Here is a 20,284-nt window from a genome sequence, read left to right as displayed (position 1 = left end):
CAGGGGCGCCGCCCCCGTCGCGCGTCGCGCTTACAATAGCGGGCTTCGCCCCGCGAGGCGTGCTGCTGGGTCCGGTGTTCCGGGGGCCGCGCTCCGGCCGCATGTCGTGACCGCGCGCCTGATCGCATGCCGAAGCTTCCCGCCCAGGCTGCGCGCAAGTCGCGCCCAGCCGCCATAGGCGCTTTACCTGAATCACATCGCGTGCCTTCCACCTTTACCGTTTCCGATTTCGACTACAGCCTGCCCCCCGAGCTGATCGCCCAAATCCCTGCGGCGCAGCGCGGCGGCAGTCGCCTGCTGCACCTCGACGGTGCGGGTGCCCTGCACGACCGGCGCTTTCCTGATCTGGCCGCCTTGCTGCGCCCCGGCGACCTGCTGGTCTTCAACGACACGCGTGTCATCAAGGCGCGGCTGGCCGGCCGCAAGGCCTCGGGCGGCAAAGTCGAAGTGCTGGTCGAGCGCGTCACCGAACCCAACCGCGCGCTGGCCCACGTGCGCGCCAGCAAGTCGCCCGGGCCCGGCACCACGCTGCACCTGGCCGACGCCTTCGACGCCACCGTGCTCGGACGCGAAGGTGAACTTTTCGACCTGCGCTTTCCCGCTCCTGTGCTGGAATTGCTGGATGCCCATGGGGCCACGCCGCTGCCGCCCTACATCACCCACGCGGCCGATGCCAGCGACGAATCGCGCTACCAGACGGTGTACGCTCGCGAACCTGGCGCCGTCGCTGCCCCCACCGCGGGCCTGCATTTCGACGAACCCATGCTCGAACAGCTGGATCAGCTGGGCGTGGAACGGGCCTTCGTGACCCTGCACGTCGGGGCCGGCACCTTCCAGCCGGTACGGGTCGAGAATATCGCCGACCACATCATGCACGCCGAGTGGTACACGGTAGGCCAGCCGGTGGTCGATGCCATCGGCCGCACGCGCGCCCGAGGCGGCCGCGTCATTGCCGTGGGCACAACCAGCGTGCGCGCCCTGGAATCGGCCGCCGCCCAGAATCCCGCCGGCCCCCAGGCCGCGCTGGCGCCCATGCAGGGCGACACTCGGCTCTTCATCACGCCAGGCTACCGCTATCGCATCGTCGATGCGCTGATCACCAACTTCCACTTGCCGCAATCCACCCTGCTGATGCTGGTGTCGGCCCTGGCCGGCATCGAGCCCATCCGCCAGGCCTACGCACACGCCGTCGCGCAGCGCTATCGCTTTTTCAGCTACGGTGACGCCATGTTCATTGAATCGCCCGCCTCCTGACCATGACCGGACTGAACTTCGAGCTTCTGGCCACCGACGGCAACGCCCGCCGGGGCCGCGTCACGCTGAACCATGGCGTGGTGGAAACCCCCATCTTCATGCCGGTGGGCACCTACGGCAGCGTCAAGGCAATGCTGCCCCACGAACTGAAAGAGACCGGTGCGCAGATCGTACTGGGCAATACCTTTCATTTGTGGCTACGGCCGGGCACCGACATACTCGAACGCCACGGCGGCCTGCACGGCTTCATGCAATGGGACAAGCCCATCCTCACCGATTCGGGCGGCTTTCAGGTATTCAGCCTGCAGGGCATGCGCAAGATCACCGAAGAAGGTGTGAAGTTCGCGTCCCCCATCGACGGCGCGCGGCTGTTCCTCACGCCCGAAGAATCCATGCGCATCCAGCGCGCGCTGAATTCCGACATTGTCATGGTCTTCGACGAGTGCACGCCCTACCAGATCAACGGGCGCCCCGCCACGACCGAAGAAGCCGCCCGATCCATGCGCATGTCGCTGCGCTGGGCCCGCCGCTCGCGCGATGAGTTCGAGCGGCTGGGCAACCCCAACGCTTTGTTCGGCATTGTTCAGGGCGGCATGTACGAATCGCTGCGCGACGAATCCCTGGCCGGGCTGACCGACATCGGATTCCATGGCTACGCCATTGGCGGCTTGTCCGTAGGCGAACCCAAAGAAGACATGATGCGCGTGCTGGCACACGTGGCGCCGCGCCTGCCCGCCCACGCTCCGCGCTACCTGATGGGCGTAGGCACCCCCGAAGACCTGGTCGAAGGCGTGGCGCGCGGCGTCGACATGTTCGATTGCGTCATGCCCACCCGCAACGCCCGCAACGGCTGGCTCTTCACCCGCTATGGCGACGTGAAGATCCGCAACGCCAAGTATCGCGACGACACCCGTCCCCTGGACCCGAGCTGCTCGTGCCACACCTGCGGCCATTTCTCGCGCGCCTACCTGCACCACCTGCAGCGCGCCAATGAAATCACCGGCGCGCGCCTGAACACCCTGCACAACCTGCACTTCTACCTGACCATCATGGCCGAAATGCGCAGCGCCATCGAAACCGGCACGTTCGACGCCTGGCGCGCCCAATTCGCCGCCGACCGCGCCCGCGGCATCGAGTAGCCACTCGCCGGGCGGCGCCCGCGCCTGCCCCGGCGCCACGGGACGGCCCCAGCACGCCGCCCCCACGTCCCCAACCGCCACCGCGCGACCCAGGCCCCCTTTTCCCCAGCCCCGCCCCCGGCAGTCGAGGTGCCGAGCCCAATATTCCCGAGTCCCGCGGCGTCGGGGCTGGCGTGGCGGCATGTTGGGCGGGGGGGCAGCCTGCGCAGCAGGCCGAGGGCGCCTGCATGCGCCCGAGCCCGACGCACGTACGCCGCCACGCCAGCCCCGACGCCGCGGAACGGCCCCAGCACGCCGCCCCACGCCCCGAGGCCGCCCATCCGCCAGGCCCCCACACCACTTACAATCCCCCGCCGCCTTCCCCCCCTGAATAACCTCGCTACAATAGTCGGCTTGCCCTGTCCAAGGCTCGCGCGGGGATGGGCGCAGAACACATACTTTTCATAACCTGACCCGAAACACATCCAGGAGATTTTCATGTCCGTAATCGACACCGCCGGCCTCGTCCTGGCCCAGGCCGCCCCCGAAGGCAGCGCGCTGATGGGCATGCTGCCCATCGTGCTGATGTTCGTGATCCTGTACTTCCTGATGATCCGTCCGCAGATGAAGCGTCAGAAAGAACATCGCAACCTGGTGTCCAACCTGGCCAAGGGCGACGAAGTCATGACGGCAGGCGGCCTGCTGGGCCGGGTCTCCAAAGTTACCGACACCTACATCACCGTCGAAGTGTCGCAACTGGCCGACAAGCCGGTTGAAGTGCTGATGCAGAAAACCTCGGTGTCGGCCGTGCTGCCCAAGGGAACCATCAAAGACCTGTAAGCGTCTTATCAGGCCCTCGCCATGAGGGCCTTTTTCCGTCCTACCCACGCATCACACCCTAGCCGCCAATGAACCGCTATCCCCTCTGGAAGTACATTACGGTGCTGGTCGCGGTCGTTATCGGCCTGCTTTACACCCTGCCCAATTTCTACGGCGAATCCCCCGCCGTCCAGGTTTCCAGCGCAAAAGCCACCATCAAGGTAGACAACGGCACGCTGGGACGGGTCGAACAGATCCTCGCAGATGGCGGCATAGCCGCCACCAGTATCTATTACGAACAGAACGGCGCCCTGGGCACCATTCGCGCGCGCTTCCCGTCCACCGACGTGCAGTTGCAGGCGCGCGATCTCATCGAAAAGTCGCTCAATCCCGTCGCTGACGACCCGCAATACACCGTGGCCCTGAACCTGCTGCCCGCCTCGCCGCCCTGGATGCGCGCGCTGGGCTGGTTCGAGCCCAAACCCATGTACCTGGGCCTGGACTTGCGCGGCGGCGTGCACTTCCTGCTGCAGGTCGACATGCAGGGCGCGCTGACCGCCCGCTACGATTCCCTGGCCAGCGACGTGCGCACCATTCTGCGCGACGCAAAACTGGCCAGCCGCAGCGTCGAGCGCGCGGGCACCTCCGTGGTGACCACGTTCGCCAACGACGACGAGCGCGACCGCGCCCTCGGTGCGCTGCGCAACCGCCTGCCCGACCTGGAATTCACTGAAAGCGAAGATGCCGGCCGGCCCACCCTCGTGGGCATGCTGAGCCCCTCTGCCATCACGCGCGTGCAGGAATCCGCGCTGAAGCAGAATATCAACACCCTGCATAACCGCATCAACGAACTGGGCGTGGCCGAACCCGTCATCCAGCAACAGGGTTCCGACCGCATCGTCGTCCAGTTGCCCGGCGTGCAGGATGTGGCCAAGGCCAAAGAATTGCTGGGCCGCACCGCCACGCTGGAAATCCGCATGGTCGACGACAGCCCCGCGGCACAGTCGGCCCTGGCCGGCGGCACCGTGCCGTTCGGCCTCGAACGCTACACCGACCGCGACGGCCGCCCCATCCTGGTGCGCCGCCAGGTCGTGCTTACCGGTGAAAACCTGCAGGACGCCCAACCCGGCCGCGACTCGCAGACCCAGCAGGCTGCCGTCCACCTGACGCTGGACAGCAAGGGCGCACGTATCTTCCGCGACGTCACCCGCGACAACGTGGGCAAGCGCATGGCCATCCTCCTGTTCGAGAACGGCAAGGGGGAAGTAGTCACGGCGCCGGTCATTCGCAGCGAAATCGCCGGCGGCCAGGTGCAGATTTCGGGCAGCATGTCCGCCGAAGAAGCAGCCGATACCGCGCTGTTGCTGCGTGCCGGCGCACTGGCCGCGCCCATGTCCATCATCGAAGAACGCACCATCGGACCCAGCCTGGGCGCCGACAATATCGCCAAGGGCTTCCATTCCACCCTGTATGGTTTCCTGGCGATTGCCATCTTCATCATCGTGTACTACCACCTGTTCGGGGTGTTCTCCACCATCGGCCTGTCGATGAACGTGCTGCTGTTGCTGGCGCTGCTGTCGATGCTGCAAGCCACCCTGACGCTGCCCGGCATCGCCGCCATTGCGCTCACGCTGGGCATGGCCATCGACTCGAACGTGCTGATCAACGAGCGCATCCGCGAAGAGCTGCGCAATGGCGCAACGCCGCAGCAGGCCATACACCAGGGCTTCGAGCGCGCCTGGGGCACCATTTTCGATTCCAACCTCACCACGCTGATCGTCGGCCTGGCCCTGCTGGCTTTCGGCTCGGGTCCGGTGCGCGGCTTCGCCGTCGTGCACTGCCTGGGGATTGCGACCTCGATGTTCACCTCGGTGGTCGGTGTGCGCGCCCTGGCCAACCTCTGGTACGGCCGCAAGAAGAAACTTGCCCGGATTTCCATCGGCACCATCTGGAAACCCAAGACAAACTGATCCCTGCACCGGGCGCCCTCGCCGCCCGGCGCACAAGAAGCAAGGCGAAACATGGAATTTTTCCGTATCCACCGCACCATCCCGTTCATGCGCCATGCCCTGGTGCTGAACCTGTTCAGTTTGCTCACATTCGCGGCGGCGGTGTTCTTCATAGTCGCACGCGGTTTTCACCTGTCGATCGAGTTCACCGGCGGCACGGTCATGGAAGTCAGCTACGCGCAAACCGCGCAGCTCGACACCGTGCGCAGCGCCGTATCGGGTCTGGGCTATACCGATTTCCAGGTGCAGAATTTCGGCACCTCACGCGATGTCATGATCCGCTTGCCCGTCACCGAGGGGCAGACGACATCCACACAAAGCGAAACCGTGATGGGCGCGCTGAAAGCGGCCGACCCGTCGGCCGAATTGCGTCGGGTTGAATTCGTCGGCCCCCAGATCGGCCAGGAACTGCTGCACAACGGCCTGATGGCGCTGCTGTTCGTCGTGGTGGGCATCATGGTTTACCTGGGCATCCGCTTCGAATGGAAGTTCGCGGTCGCAGGCGTCATCGCCAACCTGCACGACGTGGTCATCATCCTGGGGTTCTTCGCGTTCTTCCAGTGGGAATTCTCGCTTGCGGTACTGGCCGGCGTGCTGGCCGTGCTGGGGTACTCGGTGAACGAGTCCGTGGTCATCATGGACCGCATCCGCGAAAACTTCCGCAAGCAGCGCAAGTCCAGTGTGCAGGAAGTCATCAACAGCGCCATCACCCAGACCATCTCCCGCACCATCATCACCCACGGCTCCACCCAGATGATGGTGCTGGCCATGCTGTTCTTCGGCGGCCCGTCGCTGCACTACTTCGCGCTGGCCCTGACCATCGGTATCTGGTTCGGCATTTACTCGTCGGTGTTCGTGGCCGCCGCCCTGGCAATGTGGATGGGCGTCAAGCGCGAAGACCTCGTCAAGCCCGTGAAGAAAGAAGAAGGCGAGCCCGAGGTGCTCTGAGCGCCGGTCTCGCAGCTTCTTGCCAGGTTCCGCAATGACACTGTCGCCCGCCATCGTCGAAGCGTTCACGCCCACCGGCAGGCTGCGCGCCTCCATCAACCTGGGCAACCCCATCCTGGCTGGCCGCGATGCGGCCACCGGCGAACCTGCAGGGGTCTCGGTTGATCTGGCGCGCGCCTTTGCGCAGCGGCTGGGTGTGGAGCTCGAGCTGGTCGTGTGGGACAGCGCCGGCAAATCCGTGGACGCCGTCACGGCCGAACAGGCCGATATCGGCTTCTTCGCCATCGACCCGGTGCGCGGCGCGGGCATCACATTCACCGATGCCTACGTGCTGATCGAAGGGGCCTACCTGGTACGCGATGGCTCGCCGCTGCGCGAGCGCAGCGAAGTCGACCAGGCCGGCATCAGCGTCATGGTGGGCAAAGGCAGCGCCTACGATCTCTACCTGACGCGCGAACTCAGCCAGGCCCGGATTCTGCGCGCACCCACTTCGCCCGCCGTGGTCGACAGCTTCCTGTCCCAGGGCGCCGACGTGGCGGCGGGCGTGAAGCAACAGCTCGAAGCCGACATGCAGCGGCTTTCCGGGTTGCGGCTGCTGCCCGGCAGCTTCATGGTGATCCGTCAGGCCATGGGCGCGCCCAAGAGCCGCGGCCCGGCGGCGGCGGCCGCGCTGAGCGATTTCGTCGAAGAAATGAAGGCCAGCGGGTTCGTGGGCCAGGCCTTGCAACGGCACCATATCCACGGTGCTGCTGTTGCGCCGGCCGCCGGCCACTGAACTTGCCGCGCAATGCCAGGTCCGGCGCCCTGCCGGGCCGACCCTACAGGCCGGCGGCGCAGGGCGCTACTTGCGCCAGCGCCACGGCGCGCGCAGCATCCAGCGGTAGTCCTGGCCCAATATGTACGGCGCCAGGTAGTGCGCCACCATGATGCCCAGGAATGCCGAGGCGGTCACGTCAGAAAGAAAGTGGTCGCGGTTGATCACCCGGCTGACGGCGACGACGGCGGCCACGGCCAGCATCGGAAGCCGCCAGCGCGGCGCGATCTGCCCGATGACCGCTGCTACCGCGAACGCGGTCAGCGTATGGCTGGATGGAAACGAATCATAGGGATCGCCGGCAAAAGGCACCCCCAGCCCATGCCAGCCCTGCTCGAGCAAAACCTCGGGCCGGCCGCGCGACACCAGTTTCTTCAGCAGCAGCGTTATCAGCCCGCCGATGGTCATGGTGGCCAGCAGCAGCATGCTGTAGCGCGCCAGCCGCTCGAAGCCGGCCCGCAGGGGGCAGGCCCAGCCTCGCCGGATGCCGAACAAGGACACGATATAGAGCAACAGCCCGCCAACGACATAACTCGCACTGTCGCCAAGGTCGCCGATCTGCTCGAACACCTCGTTCACCTGTTCGGGCACATGGCGCTCGATGGCTTGGGTCAGGGGCACGTCGATCCAACGACTCATCAGCAGCAGTGCCACGGCAAAGCCGGCGGTCAGCGCTACGCCTCGAAACGGGCGGGGTGAAATGGCGGGCATACTCAGCGGAGCTGCAGAGACAGGGTCAGTAGGCAAGCCGCGAGGTAGAGTCATGAAAGCGTAAGCATAGTGATTCGAAGGCGCCGGGTCCGCTGCCGGCCACGCGCGCGGCTCACATCGTAATCGCCAATTGCGCCGGATCCAAGCCCAGGATTGCATCGACGCGTTAAAATCGCGGCTTCCCCCTATTCAACCGCCCCCGGGATCTACACCCGTCACGGCGCACGCCATGCAAGAAACTCCTCTCAAACGCGCCGGCGCTTCTGCCGCCCCTGCCGCTCCCGCTTCCGGTTCGGCCGCCACCCGCAAGCTGTACATCCGCACCTTCGGTTGCCAGATGAACGAGTACGACTCCGACAAAATGGTCGACGTGCTGCGCGGCGACCAGGGCCTGGAACTCACCAACACCCCCGAGGACGCCGACGTCATCCTGTTCAACACCTGTTCGGTGCGCGAAAAAGCGCAAGAAAAGGTGTTCTCCGACCTGGGGCGCGTGCAGCACCTCAAGAAACTCAACCCCAACCTCGTGATTGGCGTGGGCGGTTGCGTGGCCAGCCAGGAAGGTGAAGCCATTGTCAAACGCGCGCCTTACGTCGACGTGGTATTCGGCCCCCAGACGCTGCACCGCTTGCCCGAGCTCATTCAGCGGCGCCGCGCCTCGGGCAGGTCCCAGGTCGACATCAGCTTTCCCGAGATCGAGAAATTCGACGCCATGCCGCCGCCGCGCGTGGATGGCGCCACCGCCTTCGTTTCCATCATGGAAGGCTGCAGCAAATACTGCAGCTTCTGCGTGGTCCCCTACACACGCGGAGAAGAAGTCTCGCGCCCGTTCGACGACGTGCTGGTCGAAGTGGCCGACCTGGCGGACCAGGGCGTCAAAGAGGTCACGCTGCTTGGCCAGAACGTCAACGCGTACCGCGGCCCCATGGGCGATTCCGGCGAGATCGCCGACTTCGCCACGCTGCTCGAGTACGTGCATGAGATCCCGGGCATCGAACGCATCCGGTACACCACCTCGCATCCCAAGGAAATGACGCAGCGCATGGTCGAGGCCTATGCCAACCTGCCCAGGCTGGTGTCCTTCCTGCACCTGCCCGTCCAGGCCGGCAGCGACCGCGTGCTGGCCGCCATGAAGCGCGGCTACACCACCCTCGAGTTCAAGTCGGTGGTGCGCCGCCTGCGCGCGGCACGGCCCGGCCTCACCCTGTCGTCCGACTTCATCGTGGGCTTCCCGGGCGAATCCGAGGAAGACTTCCAGAAAACCCTGAAGCTCATCGAAGACGTGGGTTTCGACACCTCGTTCTCGTTCGTGTATTCGCGCCGCCCCGGCACGCCGGCCGCCGACCTCGCCGATGACACGCCGCAAGACGTCAAGCTGCGCCGGCTGCAACAGCTGCAGGCCCTGATCAACCAGCAGGCAGCCGACATCGCCCGGTCCATGGTGGGCACGCGCCAGCGCCTGCTCGTGGAAGGCCCGTCGCGCCGCGATCCCAACGAACTGATGGGCCGTACCGAAAACAATCGCATCGTGAACTTTGCCGCACCCGCGCGGCTGATCGGCCAGATGGTCGACGTGATCATCACCGAGGCCTACCCCAATTCGCTGCGTGCCCGCGTAGCGGATGTCGAAGGCACGTTACAAGGCTCTGCATGACTTCTCCCCGCCGCACCCGCCGCACCATGCCTGTCATCGTCACTCTCGATGGCGACAACACCCATCTGGCCAATCTGTGCGGCCCGCTGGACGAAAACCTGCGCCAGCTGGCCGACGGCATGGGCGTCACACTGGCCCGACGTGGCAGCCGTGTCACGCTGGAAGGCGATCGAGCCGAACTGGCGGGCCGGGCCTTGCAGCGGTTCCACGACCAGGCCACCCATCGCGCCCTCTCGGTTGACGACATCCAGCTTGGCCTGGTCGAAATGGGCGTGGGGCGGCAAGACGCGGCGCCTTCCGACCCGCGCGGCATCGACCCCGCCGCGCTGCCGCCGGGCGCCGCAGACGACCCCGACACCATCGTCCTGCGCACGAGGCGCAACGACCTGCGCCCGCGCACGCCGCGCCAGCGCGAATACCTGGAAAACATCCTCAAGCACGACATCACCTTCGGCATCGGTCCGGCCGGCACCGGCAAGACCTGGCTGGCGGTGGCTTGCGCCATCGACGCCATGGAACGTGACTCGGTGCAGCGCCTCGTGCTCACCCGCCCGGCCGTCGAGGCCGGTGAACGCCTGGGATTCCTGCCGGGCGACCTCGCTCAAAAGGTCGATCCTTACCTGCGCCCCCTGTACGACGCCCTTTACGACCTGATGGGCTTCGACAAGGTGCAGCGGCTTTTCGAAAAGCAGACCATCGAAATCGCGCCGCTGGCCTACATGCGGGGACGCACGCTGAATCATGCGTTCGTGATCCTGGACGAAGCCCAGAACACCACGCCAGAGCAGATGAAGATGTTCCTGACGCGCATCGGATTCGGCAGCAAGGCCGTGATCACCGGAGACCCGTCGCAGGTCGACCTCCCGCGCGGCCAGCAAAGCGGCCTGGCCCATGCCGTGGGGGTGCTCGAAGACGTGCAGGGTATCGCCACCACGCGGTTCACCAGCCGCGACGTCGTGCGTCATCCGCTGGTCGCACGCATTGTCGACGCCTACGACCGGGCCGCCGAAAGTGAATCCTGAGTTGTCGCTGTCGGTCCAGTACGGCGTGGCCGAGCCGCGCCTGCCGCGCTGGCGGCTGCGGCGGTGGGCCCGGCGCGCCCTGGACGGGGCGGCGCACGACGGCCTGGCGCCTTTCGAACGGGCCGAACTCAGCCTGCGCCTGGTCGGGCTGGCCGAAGGCCGCCGCCTGAACCAGGCCTATCGTGCACGCGATTACGCCACCAATGTGCTTACCTTCGAATACGGCACCGACCCCCTGGGCACGGCGCGTGGCGACATCGTGATCTGCGTGCCGGTGCTGGCGCGCGAGGCGCGCGAGCAGGGCAAGGCCCTGCTCGATCACGCGGCCCACCTCACTGTGCACGGTGTCCTGCACGCGCTCGGCTACGACCACCTGAAAAGCCGTGACGCGCGCCGCATGGAAACCCTGGAAACCGCCATCCTGGCGGGCATGCGCATCGCCGATCCGTACACCTGAAGCGTCCCCGTCGCGGGCCGTCGTTACAAATAGCAGCCGATATTCGGTTATGCTGACTATCCCCTAACTAGTCCTCCTGGACGATGTCCGACCCATACCCTACTTCCGACGCGTCAGCTGCGCGCGTCCCAAAAACCGCCAATAAATCCTTGCTAGACCGCCTACTGGGCCTCGTGCGGCGTGAGCCCGAGGACCGCGAAGGTATCAAGGCCGTACTCGACGCAGCGCACGATCGCCAGCTGATCGACGTCGAATCCTACGGCATGATCAAAGGCGCGCTGGCCATGTCCGAGCGCACCGTCGCCGACATCATGGTGCCGCGTTCGCGCATGGACCTGCTCGACGCTGCGCAACCCCTGCCGCAGCAACTGTCTTTCATCATCGAGACGGCGCACTCGCGTTTTCCGGTGTACGAAGACGACCGCGACAACATCATCGGCATCCTGCTGGCCAAAGACCTCCTGCGCGGCATGCTCGAGCCTGGCATCGACCTGCGCTCGCTGATCCGCCCCGCGGTGTTCATCCCGGAAGCCAAGCGCCTGAACGTCCTGCTGCGCGACTTCCGCGCCAGCCACAACCACCTGGCCATCGTCATCGATGAACACGGCGGCATCTCCGGGCTGGTCACCATGGAAGACGTGCTCGAACAGATCGTCGGCGATATCGAAGACGAATTCGACGACGACGACGAACAGAGCATCTTCCCGGAAGGCGAGAACCAATGGCGCCTGATGGCCAGTACCGAAATAAGCCACTTCAACGAAGCGTTCGACACCGACCTGCCGGACGACGAGTACGACAGCGTGGGCGGGTGGCTGGGTGGCCAGCTGGGCCGGATACCGCGCCGAGGCGACAGCGCCGCGCACCGCGACCTGCTCATCGAAGTCATTCGCGCTGACGCTCGCCGCGCGATCTGGCTGCGCGCCAAGCGCACGCCCGCTCCGGCCATTCCCGACGCCGACCTGGCCAGCACCGGCTCATGACCGCCGGCCGCCACCCGCGCTGGGCCGCTCTGGGCCTGGTGGCCGCGGGCGCGGTCCATGCACTGAGTTTCGCGCCCGGGCCGCTGCCGGCACTCAGCCTCGCGCTGGTGCAGATTCTGGCATTGGCGTGCGCGGCGCATGCCACGCTGTATGCCCCGCGTCTGCAGCAGGCGCTGCTGCGCGGCTGGCTGTTCGGCTTTGCCAGCTACGCGCTGGGCTTGTACTGGATTTTCATCAGCCTGCATCGCTACGGCGGCCTGGCGGCGCCGCTGGCGGTCGCGGGCGTACTGGCGCTGTCCGCCTTCCTGGCCTTGTTTCCCGCCGCGGGCTGCGCGCTGGCGCGCTGGCTGTGCCCGCCTGCGCAGCCTGGCCAGCCCGACCCGACTCCCGCCCGCCGCCTGTTCATCGCGGCCATGGCGTGGGCCGCCGCGTGGGCCCTCATGGAATGGCTGCGGGCCACCGTGCTCACCGGCTTCCCTTGGCTGAATATCGGTTACGCGCACGTCGACAGCCCGCTGGCCGGTTGGGCGCCCGTGCTGGGCGTACACGGCCTGGCACTGCTCGCTGCCTTCGCGGCCGCGGCGCTTGCCGGCCTGTGGCATGCCTTGCGCAGCACCGGGCACATGACCCGCCCCGACACCCGTCGCGGCCTTGCCTTGGCGCTGGCCCTGATACTCGTGGCGGCCGGCTGGCCGCTGCGCGGCGTAGCGTGGTCGCAGCCCAGCGGCGATCGCTTGCAAGTGCGGCTCGTGCAAGGCAATGTCGAACAATCGCAGAAATTCGACCCGGCCCTGATGGAACTCGGCCTGCGCCGCCATCTCGAACTGGCCAGCCTGCCCGCCCCCGCGGCCGAACTGATCATCCTGCCCGAAACGGTATTGCCGGTCTTCCAGGACCAGCTCGATCCGCGCGTCTGGGAAGCCTGGCGCACCGTCGCCGCGCGCAACCAGGCCACGATCGCCATGGGCGTGCCGCTACGTGCTCCCGATGGCGGCGGTCAGCTCCGCTATACCAACAGCGTCATCGGTTTCGACCGGAACACGCCCATCGAACAGTTGCGCAGTGGCGCCACCGCGCTACGCTACGACAAGCAGCATCTGGTGCCCTGGGGGGAATACGTGCCGCCGGGCTTCCGCTGGTTCGTCGACATGCTGAACATTCCGCTGGGCGACTTCGACCGCGGCGAGCGCCGCCAAGCGCCCTTCGCGGTGGGGGGCCAGCATGTGGCATTCAACATCTGCTACGAAGACCTGTTCGGCATAGAGCTGCTGCCCGCACTGCACCCCGGCCCGCAGGGCGAGCCCGGCGCCACCATCCTGGCCAACGTCAGCAACCTGGGGTGGTTCGGCGATACCTGGGCCCTGCGCCAGCACTTGCAGATTGGCCGGCTGCGCGCGCAGGAGACCGCCCGCCCCATGCTGGCCGCAACCAACACCGGCATCACCGCCGCCATCGACGCCCGCGGTACCGTCGCCGCCGAGCTGCCGCCGCATCAGGCAGGCATCCTGCCCGTATCGGTGCAAGGCATGACCGGCCTCACGCCCTATGCGCGGTTCGGCGACACGCCGGTGCTGGTGCTGATTGCTTTGGCATTGATCGCCGCCGCTGCACTGGGCCGTCGCAAAATCGGCGCCTGACGCCGCGCGCGTCCGGCTTCGCCCGCGCCGCTGCACAGCGCTCGCAACCCGCTGCGCAACGAGTACAGGCGGCAAGCCATTCAAGCGCTTTCCGCAAGCGCCATTGCATTGCGTCCTTCCGCCGCACCGTTATGCCTGACAACAGAAGCAGGTCGGGCGCGGGGCGCTCTTACGTCGGCGCGGGGCGCGGCCTCCTTTTTTTCTGCTCCGGGCCAATTTTTTTTGCCTCGACTTGCACACCCAAAAAAACTCGTGCATAATCTCGTTTCTTCGCCAACGGCACTAAACAAAACCGGCAAGAACGGTGCGAAAAACACCCGAATTGCAGGCAATGTCTAGGAAAACGGGGGTATAGCTCAGCTGGGAGAGCGCTTGCATGGCATGCAAGAGGTCAGCGGTTCGATCCCGCTTACCTCCACCAGTCAGAGGCGAAGCAGTAGTAAAGTAGTACAGCAAGTCCAAGTCCCCTTCGTCTAGAGGCCTAGGACATCACCCTTTCACGGTGAGTACAGGGGTTCGAATCCCCTAGGGGACGCCAGTCTTACTGGCATGTAGTAAACCGCTGCGGAGCGGTAGTTCAGTTGGTTAGAATACCGGCCTGTCACGCCGGGGGTCGCGGGTTCGAGCCCCGTCCGCTCCGCCAAATATTCGAAGAAAAGCACTTACGCAAGTAAGTGCTTTTTTTTATTCCGGCTCAGTGTACGGTGCGTTCCGCCCTGCCCTGCACCAGCCGGTCTGCAGCCGGCATCGCGCCCGCGCGCCATGGCCCGCCGCCGCCCGCCAGCCGGTCACATTGCCAGCGCGGGCCATCTGTTTCCCCAGGGCTGCAAGGTTTCCAGTACAGCCGCGATGCGGAGCAGTAGCGCTTCGCTATGCCACGGCCCAACGATTTGCATACCCACTGGCAACCCTTCGGCGGTAAATCCACAGGGGACAGAAAGCGCTGGATGACCGCTGCCATTGAGGGGCGCCGTGTAGTTGTACCAGGCGCTGCGCAGCGAGCCCTGGGCGACACCGTCTATGACCAGCGGGTCGCTGGCTTTGTGCGACGCCAGAAGCGGAGGCGCGCCCAGCACTGGCGATACGAATACATCGGCCGTCTCGAACACCACACTCAATTTTTTGTACAGGTCGCTGCGCGCCAGCATGGCATCCTGGAGCTCGCGGACGTTCTGCGACAGACCCTCTTCTATGCATTCAGCCATGGAAGGATCGAGTTCGTGCCTGATCGATGCGAACGAGTGCCGGAAGCGGCTGGCCTGCTGGGCTCGCAGCAAGATGCGCCAGGCATCCTGGTGCCAGTCAAGCTGTGGACCCTCGGAGACCTGCGCACCATGCATGGACATGAGCGCCAGTGTGCGCTCGACGGCGGATAGAACCTGCTTGTCGGCACGCTGGTTTCCCATCAAAGGAAAATAGCGCACCTTCAGGCCCTTGAAATCGGTACCCGGCCACGCGCCGGGGCGGGGGGATGCCCCAGCAGCACCAAAGGAAAATGGATCTCGCGGGTCCGGCCCTGCCATGGTTTCGTACAGCAGCTTCAAGTCGGCCGTCGAGCGCGTAATGGCTCCCAGCACCTGCATGGCAAAGAGGTCCGGCGCGTTTTCGTTGGGAATGGCGCCCATGGTGGGTTTGAGTCCGACCACGCCGCAGCAGCTGGCCGGTACCCGGCTCGAGCCCGCTCCGTCCGTGCTGACGTTCAAAGGGCAGAAGCCCATGGCAGCGGCCACGGCGGCGCCGCCGCTGGAGCCGCCCGGGCTGCGCTCCAGTTGCCAGGGGTTGCGGGTGATACCGTGCGCGGGACTGTCGGTCAGCACCTTGTGCGCGAACTCGGGTGTGGTGGTCTTGCCGATGATGATGCCGCCGGCGCGGCGTACCCGAGCCACCGCTACTGCGTCGGCCGCCGGGACGTGGTCGGCGTACAAGCGCGACCCAAAGCCAGTGCGCATTCCGGCGGTGCCGATGACGTCTTTTACTGACACGGGAACGCCGTGCAGAGGCCCGAGCGCTTCGTCCTTGCGCGCCACAGCCTCGTCGGCCGCCTTGGCCGCCGCCAATGCCTGCTCGGGCGCAACCAGGGCGAATGCGTTCGTTTGGCTATCCAGCGCGGCGATGCGCTCGAGAAATATCCCGACAACTTCTGTGGACGAGATGCGGCGCTCGCGTATGGCTGCGGCAAGCTCGCTTGCCGAGCTCTGCCAGACTTCCGTAGACATGCTTGCTCCTTCGTGTTGTTCTACTTGTCCAGGCCGAGGAAGCGTGCCGCGTTATCGTGCAGCCATTTACGCTTCACAGAGTCTTTCAAGGGCAGAGCGTCTATTTCGGCAAGGGCACTCTCCACGGGCTGCATCGGCCAGGCCGAGCCCCAGATAATACGGTCCTGCAGCACGGAATTGCCATATTGAAGCAGCGGTGCGTATCCGGAATGCTCGACAGCCAGGTATTTGGGCCTGACCGCCGTGACGCCGATATGCACGTTCTCATGGCGCCACGCCACGCCTATCAGCTCCAGCACCCAAGGCCAGCCCGGCGGGGCCGCGCATACCCGCAGTTCCGGAAAATGCATCATGACCTGGTCCAGGTGGCGCGGGTGACCATAGTCCATCGGCGTGGCGGTCGAGAAGCTCGTCGAGCAGTGCAGGTTCAGCGGTATGTCGAGTTCGATGCATTTGGCGTACAGCGGATACATCCTGGGGTCGCTGATGGGAATCTGATGCTCATACGGATGCAGGTTGAGTCCATGCAGGCCCAATTCCCTGACGGCGTACTCCAGGTCCCTCAGGGCGGTGATGCCTTTGTGGGGATCAGCCCCAGCCAGACCGATGAACCGGGGGCCATGCTCACGGCAGAAGTTCGCCACCGTCTCATTGGTGACGCGGTAGCCATGCGTGGTCTCGGCGTCTCTTGCCTTGATGAGAACGTGTTCAGCCTTGACCCGCTCGTACGTCTCCAGGTATTTGGCCAGTTCTTTTTCGCCCAGTCCATCGTCACGCCCGGCGGCTTTGTAGCTCTGGGCATAGACCCGGTCATATCCCTGCAGATGCGGACCGCCGACCTGGTGCTCCGCCAGGGGCGGCTTGCTGGTGTAATCGATAATCATGCGTGCTCTCCCGAATTCTGTTCAAACGGCCTTGCGCCGCGCCATCGGCTCTCGACGCGGTCCCAACTACCTTCTCGCAGCTCGTTCTGTTCCGCGCGCAATGGCTGCTTGGTGATTTTTCCGCTTGCCGTCCGGGGCAGCGGCTCGGAGCGGTAAGCGATATAGCGCGGCACTTTGAATGCCGCCAGGCTCTTCTGGCAATGCGCGATGACCGCGGATGGCGGCACGTCGTCTACGGTGCGGCCGGGCGCGAGCACCAGGTAGACCTTGACCTCTTCGCCGCGCTCGGCGTCTGGCACCCCTAGCGCTGCAGCTTCGGCAATGCCGGGCAAGCTGGAAAGCACGGCCTCGATCTCGGCCGCGGCGATATTCTCGCCAGAGCGCTTGATCATGTCCTTGATCCGTCCGACGATATAGAAGTAGCCGTCGGGGTCCCGTCGAGCGAGGTCGCCCGTACGGAACCAGTCGCCGTGAAAAGAATCCGCCGTTTCTCGCGGCTTGCGGTAGTACTGGGTCAACATGCCCGGTCCACGCACCAATAGCTCCCCGGCGTGCCCATCCGGCAGTGTGTTCCCCTGCGCGTCGGCGATGCGGCATTCTCTGAACGGAGCCTCGATGCCGCAGGAGCCCGATCCCACTTTGTCGGTCGCTGAAAGCGGTGTGATCAGCCCGACTCCGATTTCCGTCATTCCGAATGCGGGCCGGATTGCGCAATTGAACCGATCTTCCATTGCAGCGTGATCCTGCGGGCGATGCGGATAGATATTCATGCGCATCAGTTCATTCTGCGCGTCGGCGGGCGTGGCAACTGTCTTGTGGAAATAGGCGTCGCGAAACAGGCAGTAATTGATGCCATGCGTACGCACGATCTCGCTGAACCGACTCGCGCTGAGACGAGGACTCACGTACAGTGTCGCGCGGTGGAAGAACGCCATCAGCAAGAGCCATTGCGGCGTCATGTAGAAGAACGGGTTGTCCGCCAGGATGCGCTGATAGTCGAGCCCGTCGAAAGCCGCATAGGTCTTGGCGCAGGTAAGCCAGTAGCGCTGGGTCAGCACACAGCCCTTGGGAAAGCCGGTCGTGCCGGATGTGTACTGGATATTCAGGACCGTATCGAGGTCGGGCTCGACCGGCACGAGAAGTTTGCGGCCCGGCTGCTGCAGCAGTTCCTGCCAGCGCCGGTAGCCCTTCCCGTTTTCGCCGACGACAAAGACTTTTGTGCCTATGCGAGGAACGGGAGCAGGCATCGCCTCGAACACCGCCAATCCATCTGGATCAGCCACGAAGAAGTCGGCCTCTCCGTCGTCCAGGGCATAGTGGAGCTCCGGGCCGGTGAATCGCGTGTTGATGGGAATCATCACGGCGCCCAGCCTGGCGAGGGCGAGCCACGTCAGGGGCATGGCCGAGATGTTCGGCAACATGACCCCGACATGCGTACCCGAAGACACCCCCGCATCCTGCAGCCCCGCTGCAAGCCGCTCGACGCGCTGGCGCAACTGCCCATAGGTGATGGCGTCGTTGTCGGCGAAGAAAGACCAAGCCGTCTTCCCGGGCTCCGCCTGGGCAGCCTCGTCAAGCAGAGACCAGATATTTCTCGGCAGGGGTTCGTGTTCTATGCGCCGTATCCGCTCTTGTATGGATTCGGGCATACTATGCGGCGATTCGACGGGGCCACGCGGTGCGCTATTGAGCATGGGCGCTCTCCAGAATGGGTTTGGCAATAATCGATGGCGAGCCAGTGCGATGAACATCCACACGATCACTCCCAGGCAGATAGAGGCGTTCAAGGCCATCATGGATACAGGCCTGGTCACCGCCGCAGCCGAGCGCATGCATGTTTCCCAGCCCGCCGTCAGCAAGCTGCTGGCCGGCCTCGAGCAGGCGACCGGACTGGTGCTTTTCTTGCGGGTCAAGAAGCGGCTCGTACCCACGCCTGAAGCGACACTCCTGTACCGGGAAGTCGAGAAAGTCTTCGTGGGCTTGCAACAGGTGACCAGCCTGGCCAGAGAGATCAAAGGACTGCGCTCCGGCGAAATCAGCATCGCCTCGCTCTCGGCGTTGGGACACGAGCATGTACCTCGCCTCGTCGCCCAATTCCTCAAAGACAAACTGGACGTCAATGTCGACCTGTTCATCACGAGCGCCGACAATGTGGCAGACTTGGCCATCGCCCAGAAGATCGATCTGGGCATTACCAGTGCCCTGATAGACCATCCCGCGGTCACGTCCGAGCTGCTTTGCACGATGCAGGCCGTGTGCGTGATGCCGAACGACCATCCGCTCGTGGCCAAGCGCAGCATCCGCCCTGCCGACCTGGCGGGAGAAAGATTCGTATCGTTCATGCAGGGCAGCCGCATACGTTATTCGATCGACGCCATCTTTGAGCGCAGTGGCGTTCAGCGTCGCGGCACGGCGCAGGCCTTTGCGTCGCATTCGGCCTGCTCGTTGGTGGCAAACGGCTTTGGCGTATCCATCGTCGAGCCGTTTACCGCACACGAGTACGCGCGCAGGGGCGCCCTGACAGTGCGGGCTTTCCGACCTGTCGTGGCCTACAACTTTCATATGCTATTCCCCCGATATCGGGCGCGGTCCTTACTGGTGCAGGAATTCAGCCAACAACTGGTGTCGGCCTTGAAGCAGGTGCGCTTCCGCTAGGCGGCCGGCCGCGGCCGGCGCCGTTGCCTGGCCTTACTCCATTTTTATTTGGGCGTCCTGCGCCACTTTCTTCCATAACGCCAGATCGTCCGCCATGAACGTGCCCAGGCCCTGCGGCGTGCTTTCGTGCGCCTCGAAACCCAGGCGCGCGAAGCTGTCTTTGGTTTCCTGAAGTCTCACGGTCTTGATGAGGGCGGCATTCAGTTTTTCGACGACTTCGGCCGGCGCTCCGGCCGGAAGGAGAATCGCGTAGAAAGAACTGGTGTCAAAGCCCGGATAACCCGATTCATTGATGCTCGGAACGTCGGGCAGCAGCGACGAGCGCTGCAGGGACGTCACGCCCAGCGCGCGCAGCTTGCCGCTGCGTATGTGCGGCGCCGACGTGGCAATCTGATCGAAGTACACATTGACCTGCCCTCCCAGGGTATCGGTAAGCGCCGGGCCTGCGCCCTTATAAGGGACGTGCAGCATTTCGATGCCGGTGGCCGACTGGAACATGGCGCCGGTCAGGTGATTCGAGCTGCCGACCCCAACCGAGGCCATCGTGAGTTGCCCGGGTTTTTCTTTGGCCAGCTTGATGAAGGCTTGCAGGTCCTGCGCCGGGACGTTGGGGTTGACCACCATCACCAGCGGTATCTTGGCAACCAGCATGACCGGGGTAAAGCTTTTGAGCGGATCGTAAGGCAGCCTCTCGGGGGCCGTCGCGCCCGCGACGGTAAGGGGCCCGGACGATCCCATCAGCAAGGTATAGCCGTCGGGCGGCGAGTCCGCCACGAACTTGCTGCCTGTCGTTCCGTTGGCACCGCCCTTGTTCTCGACCACGACGGGCGTATTCAGGACCTTGCTCAGCCCTTGGGCCAGGATGCGCCCCATGGTGTCGGTCCCGCCGCCGGTAGGCCAAGGCACGATGAGGCGGATAGGCCTGTCGGGGTAATCGGCATGGGCAGCGCCTGTCTGGATAAAGAGCGTGGCGAGCAACAACGCGAGCAGTGGCTTAAAGGCTCTCATGGACTGACCTCTTATAGGTTGGTATCGGCAGCGGCGCCTTACGACTTGAGCAGCGAGCGCAGATCGCCGAAGACGTGTGACCCGGGACGAGGGGC

The 20,284-nt window shown here is 64.9% G+C and carries 17 protein-coding genes and 3 tRNA genes; 15 read left to right on the top strand and 5 right to left on the bottom strand.

Going from position 1 to position 20,284, the window contains the following annotated elements; all coding sequences use genetic code 11:
• The first annotated feature begins 126 nt into the window (after nucleotides 1-126).
• The 6 genes from queA (at nucleotide 127) to ACV17W_RS18910 (ending at nucleotide 6,923) form a co-directional block, all read left to right on the top strand.
• Nucleotides 127-1,254: a tRNA preQ1(34) S-adenosylmethionine ribosyltransferase-isomerase QueA gene (gene queA / locus ACV17W_RS18935; protein ID WP_462593902.1), complete on the top strand. Its 1,128-nt coding sequence runs from the start codon at nucleotides 127-129 to the stop codon at nucleotides 1,252-1,254.
• 2 nt (nucleotides 1,255-1,256) lie between these two features.
• Entirely contained in the window at nucleotides 1,257-2,393 is a 1,137-nt protein-coding gene (gene tgt, locus ACV17W_RS18930) for a tRNA guanosine(34) transglycosylase Tgt (RefSeq protein ID WP_462593901.1), read from the top strand.
• Nucleotides 2,394-2,870: 477 nt separating this feature from the next.
• Nucleotides 2,871-3,212 carry a preprotein translocase subunit YajC gene (yajC, locus tag ACV17W_RS18925; protein ID WP_462593900.1) on the top strand — a complete coding sequence of 114 codons (342 nt, stop codon included), beginning with the start codon at nucleotides 2,871-2,873 and terminating at the stop codon, nucleotides 3,210-3,212.
• Nucleotides 3,213-3,280: 68 nt separating this feature from the next.
• Nucleotides 3,281-5,161, top strand: a complete 1,881-nt coding sequence (gene secD, locus ACV17W_RS18920) for a protein translocase subunit SecD (protein ID WP_462593899.1) — start codon at nucleotides 3,281-3,283, stop codon at nucleotides 5,159-5,161.
• 51 nt (nucleotides 5,162-5,212) lie between these two features.
• A complete protein-coding gene (gene secF, locus ACV17W_RS18915) occupies nucleotides 5,213-6,148 on the top strand; it encodes a protein translocase subunit SecF (protein ID WP_462593898.1) in 936 nt (311 codons plus the stop codon).
• 34 nt (nucleotides 6,149-6,182) lie between these two features.
• Nucleotides 6,183-6,923, top strand: a complete 741-nt coding sequence (locus ACV17W_RS18910; protein WP_462593897.1) for an ABC transporter substrate-binding protein — start codon at nucleotides 6,183-6,185, stop codon at nucleotides 6,921-6,923.
• Between the two features lie 66 nt (nucleotides 6,924-6,989).
• Here the strand turns inward: ACV17W_RS18910 and ACV17W_RS18905 are convergent, their stop codons facing one another.
• Complete coding sequence (locus ACV17W_RS18905) at nucleotides 6,990-7,673, bottom strand: phosphatase PAP2 family protein (RefSeq protein WP_462593896.1); 684 nt, start codon at nucleotides 7,671-7,673, stop codon at nucleotides 6,990-6,992.
• A 229-nt stretch (nucleotides 7,674-7,902) separates the two neighbouring features.
• Between ACV17W_RS18905 and miaB the strand changes: the two genes are divergently transcribed.
• The 8 genes from miaB to ACV17W_RS18865 all read left to right on the top strand — a co-directional run bounded on the left by miaB (nucleotide 7,903) and on the right by ACV17W_RS18865 (nucleotide 14,069).
• Nucleotides 7,903-9,327, top strand: a complete 1,425-nt coding sequence (gene miaB / locus ACV17W_RS18900) for a tRNA (N6-isopentenyl adenosine(37)-C2)-methylthiotransferase MiaB (protein ID WP_462593895.1) — start codon at nucleotides 7,903-7,905, stop codon at nucleotides 9,325-9,327.
• Nucleotides 9,324-10,349: a PhoH family protein gene (locus tag ACV17W_RS18895; RefSeq protein WP_462593894.1), complete on the top strand. Its 1,026-nt coding sequence runs from the start codon at nucleotides 9,324-9,326 to the stop codon at nucleotides 10,347-10,349. The genes miaB and ACV17W_RS18895 overlap by 4 nt, the downstream gene beginning before the upstream one ends.
• Entirely contained in the window at nucleotides 10,339-10,806 is a 468-nt protein-coding gene (gene ybeY, locus ACV17W_RS18890) for an rRNA maturation RNase YbeY (RefSeq protein ID WP_462593893.1), read from the top strand. The genes ACV17W_RS18895 and ybeY overlap by 11 nt, the downstream gene beginning before the upstream one ends.
• A gap of 83 nt (nucleotides 10,807-10,889) precedes the next feature.
• Nucleotides 10,890-11,789 (top strand): HlyC/CorC family transporter, encoded by a 900-nt coding sequence (locus tag ACV17W_RS18885; protein WP_462593892.1) that lies wholly within the window; start codon nucleotides 10,890-10,892, stop codon nucleotides 11,787-11,789.
• Nucleotides 11,786-13,426, top strand: coding sequence for an apolipoprotein N-acyltransferase (lnt, locus tag ACV17W_RS18880; protein ID WP_462593891.1), 1,641 nt, complete (start codon nucleotides 11,786-11,788; stop codon nucleotides 13,424-13,426). The genes ACV17W_RS18885 and lnt overlap by 4 nt, the downstream gene beginning before the upstream one ends.
• A gap of 345 nt (nucleotides 13,427-13,771) precedes the next feature.
• Nucleotides 13,772-13,847: transfer RNA gene (locus tag ACV17W_RS18875), tRNA-Ala, on the top strand.
• A gap of 41 nt (nucleotides 13,848-13,888) precedes the next feature.
• Nucleotides 13,889-13,964: transfer RNA gene (locus tag ACV17W_RS18870), tRNA-Glu, on the top strand.
• Nucleotides 13,965-13,992: 28 nt separating this feature from the next.
• Nucleotides 13,993-14,069, top strand: a tRNA-Asp gene (locus ACV17W_RS18865).
• A gap of 145 nt (nucleotides 14,070-14,214) precedes the next feature.
• On the opposite strand, the gene ACV17W_RS18860 is transcribed toward ACV17W_RS18865, so the two are convergent.
• From ACV17W_RS18860 to ACV17W_RS18850, 3 genes are read right to left on the bottom strand one after another with little or no spacing between them, the layout of a single operon-like run.
• Nucleotides 14,215-15,642, bottom strand: coding sequence for an amidase (locus ACV17W_RS18860; RefSeq protein ID WP_462593890.1), 1,428 nt, complete (start codon nucleotides 15,640-15,642; stop codon nucleotides 14,215-14,217).
• Nucleotides 15,643-15,662: 20 nt separating this feature from the next.
• Entirely contained in the window at nucleotides 15,663-16,526 is an 864-nt protein-coding gene (locus ACV17W_RS18855; protein ID WP_462593889.1) for an amidohydrolase family protein, read from the bottom strand.
• A complete protein-coding gene (locus ACV17W_RS18850; RefSeq protein WP_462593888.1) occupies nucleotides 16,523-18,220 on the bottom strand; it encodes a class I adenylate-forming enzyme family protein in 1,698 nt (565 codons plus the stop codon). The genes ACV17W_RS18855 and ACV17W_RS18850 overlap by 4 nt, the downstream gene beginning before the upstream one ends.
• 49 nt (nucleotides 18,221-18,269) lie before the next feature.
• On the opposite strand from ACV17W_RS18850, the gene ACV17W_RS18845 reads away from it, so the two are divergent.
• Entirely contained in the window at nucleotides 18,270-19,181 is a 912-nt protein-coding gene (locus tag ACV17W_RS18845; protein ID WP_462593887.1) for a LysR substrate-binding domain-containing protein, read from the top strand.
• A 33-nt stretch (nucleotides 19,182-19,214) separates the two neighbouring features.
• Here ACV17W_RS18845 and ACV17W_RS18840 read toward each other — a convergent pair whose 3' ends face one another.
• Nucleotides 19,215-20,189, bottom strand: a complete 975-nt coding sequence (locus tag ACV17W_RS18840; RefSeq protein ID WP_462593886.1) for a Bug family tripartite tricarboxylate transporter substrate binding protein — start codon at nucleotides 20,187-20,189, stop codon at nucleotides 19,215-19,217.
• Nucleotides 20,190-20,284: the final 95 nt, after the last annotated feature.

Source organism: Bordetella sp. MIP270_01_BMS, from assembly GCF_054958705.1.
The sequence above is the reverse complement of the archived record's forward strand: the minus strand, read 5'-3'. Positions and strand labels throughout refer to the sequence as shown.